Source organism: Peribacillus frigoritolerans (genome assembly GCF_040250305.1).
Taxonomy (GTDB): domain Bacteria; phylum Bacillota; class Bacilli; order Bacillales; family DSM-1321; genus Peribacillus.
This window is the reverse complement of record NZ_CP158190.1, coordinates 2,666,976-2,682,069: the sequence shown is the minus strand read 5'-3', so window position 1 is coordinate 2,682,069 and position 15,094 is coordinate 2,666,976. Positions and strand designations below refer to the sequence as shown.

At 37.8% G+C, this 15,094-nt stretch carries 18 protein-coding genes and 1 pseudogene; 7 read left to right on the top strand and 12 right to left on the bottom strand.

Annotated features, from left to right (window positions below):
• Positions 1-65 precede the first annotated feature (65 nt).
• The 3 genes from ABOA58_RS13225 to cdaS all read right to left on the bottom strand — a co-directional run bounded on the left by ABOA58_RS13225 (position 66) and on the right by cdaS (position 2,683).
• Positions 66-818 carry a helix-turn-helix transcriptional regulator gene (locus tag ABOA58_RS13225; protein ID WP_350302665.1) on the bottom strand — a complete coding sequence of 251 codons (753 nt, stop codon included), beginning with the start codon at positions 816-818 and terminating at the stop codon, positions 66-68.
• A 243-nt stretch (positions 819-1,061) separates the two neighbouring features.
• Positions 1,062-1,808, bottom strand: a complete 747-nt coding sequence (gene map, locus ABOA58_RS13220; protein WP_101222117.1) for a type I methionyl aminopeptidase — start codon at positions 1,806-1,808, stop codon at positions 1,062-1,064.
• Between the two features lie 254 nt (positions 1,809-2,062).
• Entirely contained in the window at positions 2,063-2,683 is a 621-nt protein-coding gene (gene cdaS, locus ABOA58_RS13215; RefSeq protein ID WP_350302664.1) for a sporulation-specific diadenylate cyclase CdaS, read from the bottom strand.
• Between the two features lie 274 nt (positions 2,684-2,957).
• Here cdaS and ABOA58_RS13210 point away from each other — a divergent pair, with 274 nt between their 5' ends.
• Positions 2,958-3,278 (top strand): 2Fe-2S iron-sulfur cluster-binding protein, encoded by a 321-nt coding sequence (locus ABOA58_RS13210; RefSeq protein ID WP_350302663.1) that lies wholly within the window; start codon positions 2,958-2,960, stop codon positions 3,276-3,278.
• Between the two features lie 81 nt (positions 3,279-3,359).
• On the opposite strand, the gene ABOA58_RS13205 is transcribed toward ABOA58_RS13210, so the two are convergent.
• Both ABOA58_RS13205 and ABOA58_RS13200 read right to left on the bottom strand, forming a co-directional pair.
• Positions 3,360-3,740 carry a VOC family protein gene (locus tag ABOA58_RS13205; RefSeq protein ID WP_309518964.1) on the bottom strand — a complete coding sequence of 127 codons (381 nt, stop codon included), beginning with the start codon at positions 3,738-3,740 and terminating at the stop codon, positions 3,360-3,362.
• A gap of 339 nt (positions 3,741-4,079) precedes the next feature.
• Positions 4,080-4,388, bottom strand: coding sequence for a hypothetical protein (locus tag ABOA58_RS13200; RefSeq protein ID WP_350302662.1), 309 nt, complete (start codon positions 4,386-4,388; stop codon positions 4,080-4,082).
• Positions 4,389-4,531: 143 nt separating this feature from the next.
• Between ABOA58_RS13200 and ABOA58_RS13195 the strand changes: the two genes are divergently transcribed.
• From ABOA58_RS13195 to ABOA58_RS13180, 4 genes are all read left to right on the top strand, one after another.
• Positions 4,532-4,999 carry a DinB family protein gene (locus ABOA58_RS13195; RefSeq protein ID WP_350302661.1) on the top strand — a complete coding sequence of 156 codons (468 nt, stop codon included), beginning with the start codon at positions 4,532-4,534 and terminating at the stop codon, positions 4,997-4,999.
• Between the two features lie 62 nt (positions 5,000-5,061).
• A complete protein-coding gene (locus tag ABOA58_RS13190; protein ID WP_350302660.1) occupies positions 5,062-5,475 on the top strand; it encodes a VOC family protein in 414 nt (137 codons plus the stop codon).
• 247 nt (positions 5,476-5,722) lie between these two features.
• Positions 5,723-6,223, top strand: a complete 501-nt coding sequence (locus ABOA58_RS13185) for a VOC family protein (protein ID WP_350302659.1) — start codon at positions 5,723-5,725, stop codon at positions 6,221-6,223.
• A 222-nt stretch (positions 6,224-6,445) separates the two neighbouring features.
• On the top strand, positions 6,446-6,997 hold the full coding sequence (locus tag ABOA58_RS13180) for a DUF402 domain-containing protein (RefSeq protein ID WP_350302658.1): 552 nt from the start codon (positions 6,446-6,448) through the stop codon (positions 6,995-6,997).
• A gap of 73 nt (positions 6,998-7,070) precedes the next feature.
• On the opposite strand, the gene ABOA58_RS13175 is transcribed toward ABOA58_RS13180, so the two are convergent.
• Positions 7,071-7,721: a lysozyme family protein gene (locus ABOA58_RS13175; RefSeq protein ID WP_350302657.1), complete on the bottom strand. Its 651-nt coding sequence runs from the start codon at positions 7,719-7,721 to the stop codon at positions 7,071-7,073.
• A gap of 230 nt (positions 7,722-7,951) precedes the next feature.
• Here ABOA58_RS13175 and ABOA58_RS13170 point away from each other — a divergent pair, with 230 nt between their 5' ends.
• Entirely contained in the window at positions 7,952-8,107 is a 156-nt protein-coding gene (locus tag ABOA58_RS13170; protein WP_350302656.1) for a DUF4021 domain-containing protein, read from the top strand.
• Positions 8,108-8,325: 218 nt separating this feature from the next.
• Here the strand turns inward: ABOA58_RS13170 and ABOA58_RS13165 are convergent, their stop codons facing one another.
• The 5 genes from ABOA58_RS13165 to ABOA58_RS13145 all read right to left on the bottom strand — a co-directional run bounded on the left by ABOA58_RS13165 (position 8,326) and on the right by ABOA58_RS13145 (position 12,556).
• Positions 8,326-9,111, bottom strand: coding sequence for a glucose 1-dehydrogenase (locus ABOA58_RS13165; protein ID WP_350302655.1), 786 nt, complete (start codon positions 9,109-9,111; stop codon positions 8,326-8,328).
• Between the two features lie 52 nt (positions 9,112-9,163).
• On the bottom strand, positions 9,164-9,916 hold the full coding sequence (locus tag ABOA58_RS13160) for an SDR family NAD(P)-dependent oxidoreductase (protein ID WP_350302654.1): 753 nt from the start codon (positions 9,914-9,916) through the stop codon (positions 9,164-9,166).
• Between the two features lie 34 nt (positions 9,917-9,950).
• Entirely contained in the window at positions 9,951-10,739 is a 789-nt protein-coding gene (locus ABOA58_RS13155) for an SDR family NAD(P)-dependent oxidoreductase (protein ID WP_350302653.1), read from the bottom strand.
• Between the two features lie 113 nt (positions 10,740-10,852).
• Positions 10,853-11,503 carry a GntR family transcriptional regulator gene (locus ABOA58_RS13150; protein WP_350302652.1) on the bottom strand — a complete coding sequence of 217 codons (651 nt, stop codon included), beginning with the start codon at positions 11,501-11,503 and terminating at the stop codon, positions 10,853-10,855.
• A gap of 255 nt (positions 11,504-11,758) precedes the next feature.
• Positions 11,759-12,556: a DUF2935 domain-containing protein gene (locus ABOA58_RS13145; protein WP_350302651.1), complete on the bottom strand. Its 798-nt coding sequence runs from the start codon at positions 12,554-12,556 to the stop codon at positions 11,759-11,761.
• A gap of 292 nt (positions 12,557-12,848) precedes the next feature.
• Here ABOA58_RS13145 and ABOA58_RS13140 point away from each other — a divergent pair.
• Positions 12,849-13,097: pseudogene (locus ABOA58_RS13140) on the top strand (formylglycine-generating enzyme family protein); the annotation flags it as partial.
• A gap of 162 nt (positions 13,098-13,259) precedes the next feature.
• On the opposite strand, the gene ABOA58_RS13135 reads toward ABOA58_RS13140, so the two are convergent.
• Entirely contained in the window at positions 13,260-15,059 is a 1,800-nt protein-coding gene (locus ABOA58_RS13135; protein ID WP_350302870.1) for a S9 family peptidase, read from the bottom strand.
• Positions 15,060-15,094 lie beyond the last annotated feature (35 nt).

The window sequence follows — 15,094 nt, the reverse complement described above, 5'->3', positions numbered from 1 at the left end:
GATTCAATTTAAGCATGTAACTTCATTCTCCTTGCAAAATTAAGGGGCCCATTTCTTTTATTCATTTAACTCTTTTCTTTTAAGAACATAATGACACTGGCCATGTATTTTTGGACTTCCTGGACTTGAAAGGCGGCAGAATCCGCAATCTGTTTGTAATGATGCTGTCCTTCGTCGGTGATTCGTAAATAGCGTTTAGTTCGTTTTTCACTTTCCCACCTGCCGACAAGTAGCCCGTTCTCTTCCATTTCATGAGATAAATCGTATAAATAACCGTTAGAAGCGATCCAACCGAACTGATTTTTAAGCAGATCGCCAATTTCCCCCATGTATATGGGCTTCTTAGTGAAAGCGGCTTTTAAGGTTACATAACGGACAAGATCCTTCACCGATATTATTTTCGAGAAATACGACCTGTATTCTTCAGGAAGCTCATTAACAACCGGTGGGTTTTCACCAGATCCCCTTAAATCGAACATGAAGCGATCAATGACCTTTTTCACTTCGGAAAACCGTTCCAGGAAATTTTCTTGGTACCATATGTAAAGCTCTTTGCCTTTTTCCGTTATTTGATAATAATTTCTTCCCTTATTCGTATATAAGGATAAATGATTGGATTCGACTAGCGTATTGGATATTTTACATAAATAGTCATAGCTATGCACTTTTCCAGTGAACGTATTTTTCAGGTCCTGATGAATCGCCCTTGGATAATTCGCTTTTAACCTCAAAGAGTGAAGTAAGAAAATCGTTAAAAATTCCCGCTGGCTCAAACCAACAGTTTCAACCGTTGCAGACAGTTTCTCCCCTTTCTTCACTGTCAAAACCCCCTTAATATACTGTTTATATAACACATCATTAAATATTTCTTCCTTCCCCTTATTATCCTGTGCTGCCACATAATAGTAAAGTTTTTAATGCCTAACTGCCTAGTGCTAATTTTCGGATTCGATCTATTGTGGGATGGATTGGATTCTGAATATTCTGTCGAGGTTTATTATGAAATAGTTTGAAAATAAAAAGAAGAAACGGCCCATGATAAGGCCGTTTCTTCTTTTGGTTTACTGTTCCGTTAAAATGATCGGTTCACCTTTTGTAATGACAAGGGTATGTTCATATTGCGCGGAAAGCTTTCCATCTGCCGTTCTCGCCGTCCAGCCGTCTTGGTCCATTTTCATATGCCATGTTCCTGCATTCAGCATTGGCTCGATCGTGATGACCATACCTTCTTTTAGACGGGCACCTTTACCTGGCTTACCATAATGTAGGACGGTTGGGTCCTCGTGCATGGTTTTACCGATTCCGTGACCTGTAAAATCGCGGACTACAGAAAACTTCTCACCTTCTGCATATGACTGGATTGCATGCCCGATATCCCCGAGACGATTTCCTGCACGTGCAACTTCGATGCCCCTGTATAAAGCATTCTTGGTTACATCCATTAAACGCTGAGCCTCATCGGAAACTTCACCGACCGCATATGTCCAAGCGGAATCCGCCAAACCGCCGTTAAGGTTCACCACCATATCAATCGTTACGATGTCTCCCTCTTTTAGGGCTTTCTTTTGCGGAAAGCCGTGACAAATTACATCATTCACTGACGCACACGTTGCATATTTGTAGCCGTTATAGCCCTTTTGTTCAGGTGTAGCACCATGCTCAGCCAAGTACTTATCGACAAATTCTTCGATTTCCCAAGTCGTGATGCCCGGTTTTATCATTTTTGCAATTTCTCTATGCGTCGCAGCAAGAAGTTTGCCCGCTTCATGCATCAAATTTATTTCTCGTTCACTTTTAATGGTTATCATTTAAAATCCTCTTTCGTTTTATAACTTTTCTGATTGAGACTCCTTATTTATCATATGCCTTTTTTTATATAAAAAGCAACCAAAAACCCGGTAAAAATCACCGGGTTAATTAATTCATGACCTTTTTTGTACCTGTAATTCCGAGAAAAATAAAAAATGGAAGCCAGCGTTTACGTTTTTTACACAATTGAATATACCAGGTGAGAATTACCTGGTATTTATAATCACGATTGGACTTAATTGTCTCAAAAATTTTATATAGGTCCATGTGTATTAATCGGGTACAGATTTCCATCTAACGCAAATGAAACTCTTCCTGTTTCTTCTGATACTACCAATACCAGGGCATCACTTCGTTCAGATAAACCTAATGCAGAGCGGTGGCGTGTTCCAAGTTTTTTTCCCCCTGTTGATCTGTCTGAAAGCGGAAGGACATTTGCTGCGGAAACAATCTGATTTTTATTAACCAAAACGGCACCATCATGCAGTGGATTTCCAGGGAAAAAAATTGATTCCAATAAAGAATGGGTTAACTCCGCTCCTATTGAAATACCGGGTTGAATCAATGAATCAATAGGGTCTCCCCGTTGAATCACAATCAAGCCGCCATGTCTCAAATTCGACAAATTTTGTACGCAAGTTGATAACTCGGGATATTTGTCCGTAAACGGTGACAAATAACAGTTCAAATAAAATGTAGCTGCTTTCATATCGATGTATATAAATTTATCTTTTATTTTCTCGAAATTCCCAAGAAGACAATAATTTTCATCCCCCATTGCTTCTAAGTTATCCTGTAATGCTGATATTACTTGTCGTAAATCCTCTTTTAACATTTGTTTCATTGGTGAAAAATCACAATTGCCATTATTCACAGGCATGCACCTCCCCTTTATTATTCACTCTCTTTTTTCAATAAATCTTAATTTACCTCTAAAAGACCCTTCTTATTTTTCCTAGCTCTATATATGCTTTGTTAAATTTATAATTATGAATGTACTTAAAGTTTGTCTTCACGATAATTAATTATTCATCTTTACTATGAAATCAGTAGTGACTTCACATTTTTTTATGTCATATGGACAAGGTAAGAGAATAGATATATTAATGACCTGTTGATAGATATCCTATAATAAGAGGTGGTATTAGATGCCTAATGTAACAGTATTTGACCAAGGAACGTTTGAAGTAGAAATGGGAAAAAAATTAGTATTGGCATTGGAAGATAACGGTATAAATATTCTCCACCGATGCGGTGGGAAGGCTAAATGTACAACTTGCAGAGTTGAAATATTGGCAGGTGATTTTTTGGAGGTGACACATAAAGAAAAAAAAATCTTTGAGGAAAAAGGAATGGAAGATCATTTACGTTTATCTTGTCAAATTTACGTGAATGGAGACATTACCGTTCGGCCGATCAAGACGGTAGAAAACTCTGGAATTCCTGCTGGGCCAAGGCCTGCTGACTGAATAGTTTCATAAGTGTCGCAGTTTAATCAAAAAACATCAAAACAATTGTTTTGATGTTTTTTTAATCTTTAGCCAAAAGAATTACTTCTTTTCCATGACCGCAAAGTAATTATCTTCATTATCAGCAAAATTGAAAACTCTTCCAGATGGCATATTTACAAGCTCTCCCACTTTGATATTCTTCTCTGAAAAGTCTTTATATAATTCATCAAGATTATCCGAGTAAAACATTAACGAAGGTGTATTAAGATTTAATTCAGGCTGCATTTTAGCAATGAATTCCTTATTATGCAGGATGATACTCGTTTCTGCTTCCTTTGTTGGGGCTATTTCAATCCATCTTAGCCCTTGGCCATTATCTTCTTCAGAAATTACGCTAAAACCGAATTTTTCCGTCCAAAATTTCAATGACTCGTCTTGGTTATTTACATATAACATAATTTGACCGACTTTATTAATCATTTGCTTCTCTCCCTTTCTGATGATTTTGTTTTTAATTGAATCATTTATGTATAAGCATCCTGTTGGTTGGAAATATATAGCTGATTAAATCGTATTATAAATGCAAGATTTAATCAATATTTACCAAAATTGAATTTTTAGGGAGGTTTTTGAAACCTATACAATTGCTTAGAAAAGCTGTTATCTCTTACGAATTTTGCTTAGTTGTTTCTTCTACATATTCCAAAAAATCTGTATATGTCGACTTCTCTTCCAGATATTGCGCTACCACAGTTAATGGAACCATAACTTTATCTCTCTTTTTGGAGGAAAGAACCGTTTCTGTTTTAATGCCCCTATTCACCCATCAAGTGCAGAAAAATGATATACAGAATCATATTCATACCATTTAAAATCTTGATTTATATTCCTTTTTATAAATTCTCCAATATAGGCACCTATTCTTATCACAAAATTATCAAAATGATTCTTTAAAAGTTCACTGCCCCTTTGGGTAGTACATAATCTTTTCGTATAGGCATCTATATAGCGAATTCTTTCAATAGTGAAATCTAAATTTCTCTTTGTTAGGTTCTCTTGATCCCAAGTATCTTTTGAAACATCCTGATACATTAGTTTCGCAATGCCTTTTAAATCATTTTTAATCAATTTTGTTCTATTTAAGGAAGTGTTAATTATAAGTCTACACCGGAAGATATAAAAAGCTATGCAATCTTTATATACAGAAATTTGCAGGACTTTTCGATTTTTCACAGAACTTCTATACAGAGTATTTCTCAAAGGAGAGTGAAATGGTGGTTCTATCGAAAGAGGGTTTCTTAAATATATTGGAAGGCAACAGGAGCTTGACGTTGCGGGTGGTTGAAGCTTTCCCTGAAGAAGAATTGTTTCATTATACACCGGCCGGGAAGCTTCGCCCTTTCGCAGAGATGGTTAAAGAAATCATGAACATTGAGACTGCATATATGCGTGGAATTGCACTGGGTGTTTGGGAGTTTCCAGATTCGTTTGCCGGAATTTCTACCAAAGAAGAACTTGTATCAGCATGCGAAGCAGTAAGGGATGATACAAGGAAACTCTGGGAGGAAATGACCGAGGAAACGCTTGGAGTGGTTGAAAAGGATCCTTTTTTCGGTCCCTCACAAAGCCACTTTGATAGACTTCAATATGCCTTGGAAAATGAGATCCACCATAGGGGACAGGGGTATATCTATCTCAGAACACTCGGAATTGAACCACCGGAATTTTTCGTAAGGTAATAATTCATCATGTAATAAATTTGGAGCAATGAATAAGAAATAAGAAAATAGGAGTGAGATAAATGTCAGTTGATGCATATCTTAATTTTAATGGGAATTGTCGACAAGCAGTAGAGTTCTACGCAGAGGTTTTTGGAACGGAACAACCAAATATCATGACCTTTGGGGAAACACCGCCTAATCCGGAATTTCCCCTTCCAGAAGAAGCGAAAGATCTAGTCATGCATACAAGGCTAAATATTAGTGGAAGCAATATCATGTTTTCAGATACTTTTCCTGGTATGCCTTTTGTAGAAGGAAACAATATCAGCCTGGCATATGTCAGTAATGATTTAGATGAAATTAAATCGATTTTTAACAAATTAAGTGAAGGCGGCAAGGTTGGGCTAGAGCTCCAAGAAACATTCTGGAGTAAAATTTACGGTCAGTTAACCGATAAATTCGGGATCCAATGGCAATTTAACTTCGAGAGCTGAGAAACGAAATTTGGATATAGGACTTTTCACTGGTGAGAAGTTTCTATATCCTTTTGTGTGTTTCAATCACCGTGAGGCAAGGATATTGTAACTCGCATAGGATTAAGGGGATTAGTTAAATGATGGGTTAGAATACACAAAACGTTACACTAACCCTTACTTAATTTTCTTGGGTCATGATAAATGGTATATAGTAATAGGGTACCGTTTTCCTGGCTAACATGAAAAACAATAAAGGAGAAAAATCATGAAAAATAAAATTCAAAAAATCACGACCAACTTGTGGTTTGATACACAAGCTGAAGAGGCGGCGAATTTCTACACTTCCATATTCGAAAATTCTAAGATCGGAAGAATCACTCGCTATGGAAATGCAGGAAATCAAATCCACGGGAAGCCAGAGGGATCAGTGATGACCGTGGAATTTAAACTGGACGGACAAGCATTCGTAGCATTAAATGGCGGTCCGCAATTCAAATTCACCGAGGCAATATCATTTATCATCAATTGCGAGGACCAAGAAGATGTGGATTATTATTGGGAAAAACTATCCGAAGGCGGAGATGAAAAGGCGCAAGTGTGCGGTTGGCTGAAAGATCGATTTGGTGTGTCATGGCAAATTGTCCCTGAAAATCTAACCGAGATGGTAAATGACTCCGCCCCTGAAAAATCGGAAAGAGTAATGAAAGCGCTGCTCCAAATGAAGAAAATCGACATTAAAACTTTAAAGCAGGCGTATATAGGATAGGTCCCTAAGAAACATCTAACTAGTAAGTTGTATTCATTCCTTTTGAAGTAACTAAAGCCTAGTTTCTCGGTATTCACAGCTGTGAAAATAGGTTTTGATATTTGAATTTCCTAAAAGTTTAAATCCGGATTTTTCTGGCGATGGCCCCTATTAGAAAGGATAAACTTTCTTAAGTATAATATCATAAATGATCTAGATGGTTTTAAGGGAGAAATAGAAACAATGGACAATATATTTATAACAGCACTACAACATGGCGATGAAATCATAGAAAGAAAAATCCGCTACGACTCCATAGTTGTAGAACATAACTGTTTGCTGTTAAAAGCAAAAAATAAACATGTCGTGCTTTTTCATGAAATCATGGATTCGTTCACGATGAAAGCGGGTCCTATAAAATTAACCATTCCTATAGGCAGTTATACGATTGCTTATTATTGGAAAGATCGTCCTTATAATTTATACATTTGGAGAGATAACGACGGAAACTATTTAGGATCCTATTTTAATATTGTAAGAAATACATATATGGCGGATAATTTGGTATCCTTTGAGGATTTGATCATTGATATCTTGGTGCTTCCGGGTGGGGCACATTTTATTTTAGACGAGGAAGAGTTACCTGTGCCATTAGAGCAATTTGAGAGTGGTTATGTTAAACAAGTTCTAATCTCTTTACTTGATTCCATTGATATTCTTCTTTCACAAACCATTTCAGAATCCGAGAAGCTCTTTAAACATAAAGACCTCCTTTCATTGCTGAACAACAAATGACATTGGCTTTGATTCTTTAAACTCGACAACATGAAAAAAAGCCTACTTCATTCAGTAGGCTTTTTGTTCTCCCTCACTCACCATCAGCTTGAGCCGATATACTGTCGGCAAGATCCTCAATGTTCTTGGATACCTTCGCACTGTATGAGTAGTCACCGTAGCAATATGGGTATCGAAAATTATCTTTGTCACCGCCGCAATCATAGAGCGTGGGGTTTTTTTCGACCTGAAGCATGGAGAACTTCTTTGCAAGCTCTTCATTATGCTTACCCCCTTCATTCGCAACGAAATCAATATAACCAATTCCCATGTTATATGCTTGAAGGATCGTGGCAAAATCCACGCCTTTTTCATTGCCATATTCATTGATCCTTTTAAAATGTTTCACTCCATACTTAATGCTTTCCGTTGGATCTGTGATTGTATTTGGATCAAGGCCCGCTGACTCAGATGCCTGCATTGGGTCACCGCCCCGTCCTCGGCTTTCCTGCTGCATCAAAGCAATCAATGTCGAAGTATGCTCCTCAAGTCCGTATTTAGCCAACTCGTCTCGCAGAAGTGAACTATACTTTTTCACGTTCGCAAAAGAATCAAGCGTATTTACTGATGTGGTAACATTTTCGGAATAGGGGGTTTGCATAATCTCCTTAATGAGCAAAAATGCAAAAACCAGGATAAAAATGGTAAAAACTTTCTTTGATTTCTTACGTTTCTTCTTCTTCACATTCTCTCTCCGATATCTATAAGTTAATATATTTATATCTTAACAAATAGGAAGACTAATAACTATTTAGAATACCCAATTAAATGTTCTGCAAATGAGATTATCAGTAATTGAAATTAATATATTTTCTTCAATTCTAAACTTAACCGCAAAAATCTTAAAAGGAACAAAGTCACACAGTGCATATTTTATCTGACTATGAGACACCCTACTGGTTGGAGGTGATATGTATGGACAAGAAGAATGAAAAAGAAGAAATCCTTGATGATAAAACGAAAAAATATAGAAACGAGTTTGGGGCAGATCCAGATGAACAAGAAATGAATGGTCTGTATGGTATGCTGGAAACTGAATATGAAGATAAGCTACACGATAAAGAAAAGTAACGATGGGTTTCTTGAAAATTTGTAAATCGCTTTATATGGCGTTTTTCTATGTGTTCATATTCTAAAAGTTCGTATATAGTTTCATATGAACTGATTTTTGAATATGCAAAAAAACGAAAACCGAGAAAGACTTCGTTTTGTCCAAATTAAACTCATTTGGTCATTAACTAAAAGGATACGATTAAAAGGGAGTGACCTACTGTCACTCCCTTGCTCAATTAGTATTGTGAAGATTGTCCGCCATCAATCGGAATGACTACACCGTTGATGAACTCTGATTCCCCTGATAATAGGAAGGCAACTAAACGGCCGACTTCTTCAGGTTTACCGAAGCGTTTCTTAGGATTCACACTGACGAAATCCGCCATTGCTTCTTCCCAATTCTCTCCGCCTATTTGCCTGAATGATCCCTCTACCATCGCTGTTAAGATTACTCCTGGTGCAATGGCATTTATGCTGATACCATATTGACCATATTCTATGGCAGCAGTCTTTGTTAAGCCTGCTACAGCATGTTTACTTGCAACGTATGCAGCTTGGTTAAGCACAGCACGAATCCCGCCTACAGAAGCCACGTTCACGACTGCCCCTGAGCCTTGTTCTTTCATGATTGGCAGAATGTATTTCATACCATAGAATACACCATTGATATTGATGTCCGTTACTTTGTTGAAAACGTTGCTATCGTATTCAGCCATAGGGGCCTGTTTACCTTCGATACCCGCATTATTATAGAATCCATCGACTCTGCCATATTTGCTGACTGTTTGGTCTACATAGTTCTTTACTGCTTCTTCATCCGATACATCTGCAGTGACGAGGAGCACTTCCGATTGTGGTGCAATTTCCAAGATTAATTTTTTTGTCGATTCCAAAGATGTATCGTTTAAATCAACTAATGCAAGTTTTGCCCCTTCTTTAGCCATTTCCAATGCGGCTGCTTGTCCTAAACCTGACCCTGCCCCAGTAATGATTACAACTTTGCCATCGAATCGTTTGCTCATATGTCAAAACTCCCTTTTTAAGTTATCTCGAAATTGTATTTGATTATATTGATTAGCCCTTAAAGCTTAAGAATCCATCATCAACAGGAATGACTTGTCCATTAATGGCATCCGCTTTTTCAGAGAACAAGAACGTTACAACTTCAGCAACTTTTTCTGGCTGAATCAATTTTTTCCTCATATGAAGTTGTGCCAAACTGTCCAGGAACTCTGGATCTTCACCAATGATCGGCGTTTCGATAAAACCTGGTGCAACACCGACAACGCGAATCCCATATTGCGCAAGTTCAATTGCACCGGATTTAGTCATCGCGATGACTGCTGCTTTTGCAGCATGGTAATTAAAGCTGCCAATAGAAACCATCGTCCCATATATTGAGGCTGTATTAACAATCGTTGCGCCTGTTACACCAAGCTCGACCATCTTCCTTGCTGCATAATACATGCCATAATAAACACCGTGTTGATCAACATCAACTACTCTGTGGTATGATTCTGGATCCATCTCCAAAAATGGTTTTACTAGTCCAATTCCAGCGTTGTTGAAAATGCCATTGATGGTGCCATGTTTGGCAATTGCAGCTTCGACCATCGCTTCCACTTCTTCCGCTTTAGCTACATCCACTTTCACAAAAGATGCCGTGCCTCCCTTTTGTTGAATAGATTCTGCCGTTTCTTTAGCGGCAATATCATTATAATCTGCAGCTACGACGATAGCTCCCTGGTCAGCTAATTTATATGCCGTTTCCTTCCCAATTCCGCTGCCCGCTCCTGTAATTATTATGACCTTTCCTAGTAAACTCATGTATTCGTCCCCCTATAACAAAGTTCGTTGCTTATTAGATTAAAATGGCCCCTCCGTCGATTACAAGTTCTTGACCCGTAATGTGGCTGGAAAGTTCGGATACTAAGTACATCATTAGATTTGCAATTTCCTGCGGCTCAGCATACCTGCCATCCGGAGTCGTTGCTTCCAACTGTTTTCTAGCCGTTTCAGCTGCCGCGGAATCTCCTTGACCAAATCCGCTTTCAATCGACCGCATCATAGCCGTGTTGACGACACCTGGACAGACGGCATTCACCCGGACACCATGTGGAGCAACTTCGACACCAGCTGTTTTCGTCATTCCTAGAACCGCATGTTTACTAGCGCCATACGCCACCATGTTTGGCGTTGCCAGTAAACCAGCTCCAGAAGCTGTATTCACGACCGCCCCGCTTTTTTGTTCAATCATATGGGGCAATACATGTTTCATGCCCAAGAAAACACCGCGTACATTTATTGACATTAATTGATCGAAAACCTCAGCAGGATAGTCGATAAGCGGCATTATTTTGCCTTCCCAACCTGCATTATTCAAGAAAATATCGATTTTCCCATAGAAATCTATCGTTTTTTGAACATAATTTTTTATATCGTCTTCCTTTGTAACATCAGCTTTAACGAATTTCGCTTCGCCGCCTTTTTCTTTGATTTTATTTACCGTTAGCATGCCAGCCTCTTCGGAAAGGTCTACAACAACCACTTTGGCACCATTTTCTGAAAGTGTAATAGACGCTGCCCGACCGATACCCCCGCCGCCGCCGGTAACAATTGCTACTTTTTCTGTAAAATCAAATGCTTGCATATTATTCTCCCTTTCTCCCATTGATCTTGGTGATAATATTCTTGCTTGAATACGATTACATAATAACATTCTTTTTGTCGATTGTCGACAATTTGGTTTTAGAGTCAAAGACTCTACATCACTCCACGATTCAGGGCTTCATGAATTTCATTTTTTGCTTTAACTAAATCATCTTCTAGAATGGCCTCAATGGACATCTTTAATTTAAAATGGAAGCTTTCCATCGTTTCTGTATTCCATTGACTTTGGGCAAAAACCATGAGGATATGACTGGCTTCTTCAAAAAATCTTGATAATGCTTTATTATTTGCGATTGAAAAAATATATCGAAATATCTGTGTAGCCCTTTTTTGATACTCGATAACATTACCTTTTTCACACTCATCTGTTGCGCTTTCCAAATGCTTTCGTAATGATTGCTTATTTTCTGCGTGCCAATTCCCTTGGGAAAATTCAATGCCCATCTGGATCAGTCCGATCGTAGCATCATTATATTCAATGATTTCCCTTTGTGAAAATGGCTTGACGATCGTTCCCCGCCTCGGAATTCTCTCAACAATACCGTCAACCTGCAGTAGATAAAGGGCTTCGCGTACTGGTGCACGGCTAGTATTCAATTCTTTGGAAATGTCTTCTTCGACGATTTTCTCTCCAGCTTCTATTTCACCTTCAATGATTTTTTTTAAAATATGTTTAGCGATTTGTTGTGGTAACGATTCTCCAAAATAAATGCCATCTGTTAAATTGGAAGTATTTCCAAACATCTTTCAGCACTCCTATACTTCTATAATTAATTGTGGTTGTTTTAGTATAACATAAGGATAGGAATTAACTTCCTTTAAAAATTACATCCTTAATGCTAACCAGCCAAGAAAAACATATTTTCCTATATGGAAAAGCTCAAAAAGACTTAATGTCCAATCGCTTGGTTCGAAGAGTTATACATAACCTACTGATTTTAGGGTTAAAATGCAACAGATCTAGAGCCCCTTTAATATAAAGGGCTCCATGTGTACTTTCTAATCAACTAGCCTCGGTTTCGCTGGATCGCAGTTTGGCTTTTCCGTGTCTGTCGATTCAGCGAGTTTCGTTAAATAATAACATTCTTCACGCCACATATGATCTGCCATTAATGGCGAAAGCGTTCCAAGAGCCTGCGCACTAAGGTCAAGCTCCTCCAATTCAAGCAGGAAGTGCTGGAAGAATTTAATTTCCAATGTGACGTCCGCATTCATTTTTTCCAATGCTGGGAATGTTGACAGATTGGTTCGTAAAAATCCAGCCATTTCAACAGCTTTAAAATAAAAATCATTAAAATGTTTTTTATATTGGTCACTTTTCTCTTTTAATCTTTTTTCAACTTCATCCATATTGGATGATATTGCACCTGCATGTCCTGCTGCATCTAACAGCCAAACTAAATGATGATGAAGTTCATGAAAAACCGGCGGCATTTGATCTGAATTGAAGTATTTCAATAATCTTAAATATTCTTCTAATTCGTTCACCATATGATTAAGGAATGAGGGTGAAAGATGTATTTTTATTTTACCTACCAGATGTTCTTTAATCAGGCTTAACTTAAACTCCCTAAATCTTAATGTCTCTTCTTCTGCGATGGCAGTAAGTTGCGAAATCTCTTCCGAATTGGCTTTACCAAGGAGAGCATCAAAAACTTGAATGAATTCAGAGGCAATTTCAATGTTTTCCACTTCAACTGGAGCTAAAGACTCATGGATGAACCTCGCATGGTCTCCTAAGATTTGCAGCCAAAACCGATGCTCGAATCTTGCTGTTTTCTCCAAAAACTCGTTCATTTTCTCTCCCCCATAATTTAAAGTATAAGAAACTCACTTATAATATTCCTAAACCTACAAACATATTAATATAAATTATATAAGGAGTAATGAAGCCTTAACTTGATCCTATACCAGCAGATTGCTCTCACACCAACAAATTAATGTGGTATTGGAGTTGCTTAATACAAATTTAAACCAACCTTATATTTATATTGATTTAATCGTTCTGAAAGTAGTGAAATTTTCAAATTAAAGTCGGTAGGAGGCAGGTAGATTGTCAAAAGAATTAATAAGTTACATTGACTATCCAATGGAGAAAATTCCAGGAGGAGAAATAGAATTAAGGGACGATAGAATTAAAAGCGAATGGAAAGCTGAAATAAGACCGTTCCTACTTGCCCGTTATCCTGTTACTGTGGATTTCTACTATGCCATTACAAATAAATCACCTAATTTTTTTGATCGGAATCTAAAACCTGTTGTGAATATTTCTTGGAATGATGCAATTTCTTTTTGTAATCTACTTTCACAGAAAGCTGGACTGGGAGAGTGTTATTCTAAAAATGGGGAATTCTGAATTTTAAATCCCCTATTTACATACACCCCAAACCGCTGAACAAAATAAACATCCAGTTTTACAACAAGAAAAACCCTGCTTCATCACTTTGAACGTGAGTTGCAGGGTTTCTAATTTAAATAAATGAAGTATATAGATGCTTGATTATACCTTCTCTGTTACTGCTGTGAATCGCTTTAAGAATGAAAGTATTTTTTGGTAGACGGCAATTTCATTTTCTTTTTTGGAAAATCCATGTCCTTCATCTTCTAGAAGCATATAATCGACATCTCTTCCTTTATCCTTCAAGGCTTGAACGATTTGATCTGATTCCTCTTTGACGACACGGGGATCGTTTGCTCCTTGAATGACAAGCATTGGCTTTATCATCGATTCTAAATAGGTGATAGGTGAATACTCGATTAGTTTTTCTTTATCTTTTTCCGGATTTCCTACCCACTGATCCATGATTGGCTTCCAGTCTTCTGGAACGGAATTGATAAATGAGAAGAGGTTGGATGGACCGAAAATATCGACAACTGCCTTAAAATAATCTGCATGTCGTCCGTGCAGCAGAAGTGCCATATACCCTCCGAAGCTTCCGCCCATCAATAAGATATTACCTTTTTGTGCATATCCTTGGTCTATTAGCCAATCAAGGCCGGCTACATTATCAAGTCGTGGCCCATTTCCCCAATCTCCCTCTACCATTTTCGTGAATTCCAAGCCATAACCAGTAGAACCGCGGAAGTTTGGCGCAAAAATACTGTAACCGTGATTCAGGAAAAATTGAAATGAAGCTCTGAAGGACTTCCGTTCTGCCGCTTGAGGTCCTCCATGAGGCCAAAAAATGACTTCACCATTGTCATTTTCCTTTTTTGCCCTGAAAAATAACGACTCGATCTCCAGGCCATCAAAGGAAGTGTATGTAATGATGTCGGGTTCAACCAATTCATCAGAATCGACGCCAGGAACAGTATATTTAGTTAATGATACCCACTCATCACCTGTATTTTTATAGATATTATGAGGCTTTGTTGCGCCCATGCCAAATAAGTAAAGCGTGCCTGATGCAGCAACCTCAAGCTTATTAATGACGCTGCATGGTACGGGGATGTTTCTCCAATTTTCATTTTGCAGATTGAATTCATATAATTGATCCTCTACACCCTTTTGACTGGTTATATATAAAAGTTGATTCTCTTTACTATAATTAATGGCAGTAAAACTCTCATTCTCCAATTCTTTAACTTTACAGAATTTGTTTGTTTCAAGGTTGTATGAAGCCAAATAGGTAAAGTCCGAATCATAATCAGTCAATAAATATATCATCGAATCCGAAACAAAAACACCATCATTCACTGTATGCTGTTTCTCAGTGGGCGGAGTGAGCAGGATATCTTCGTTCCCTTGTTTTGCATATAGAAGCGTATTTGTATTGGAAAAGTGTTTATAGTAAAGTAAGGTTTCTTCATCAGGGCTGAAGCCAAATAAATAGGTCGCTGCATCCTTCCCCTCCAATACCAGCTTTTCCTGTCCTGATTCTAAATCTAAACAATAGGCATTTAGAAAGGAAGCATTTCCTCTGGATGTCGTGTAATAAAGCTTTTTACTGTCATTGGATAATTTCGGCATGAAATTACGTGTATTTTCATGATGAACGATTTCCTTCATTGTCCCGCCATTCAAAGGAACACCGTAAAACTGGGTATTTTCATTACCGTCTTGGTCGAATCCAGCAATTATGAACCGGCTTTTCTTATCATATATCAGTGCTTGGCAGCTTTGATCAATGGTTGTAAGCGGATAAGGAAAGGAGTTTGGCAAATCCATTCCCCATAAATTATACTTGCCGCTCAAATTGGTGCTGAAAACCAGATGTTTTTCATCTGGACTTACGGCAAAATCAGCAATGGAAAAAGTTCGTAAAAATTGCTCAACATCAGGTTTTGGAAAAGTGATCATCATTGGCAACCCCTTACTTTTATAATATTAAGAAA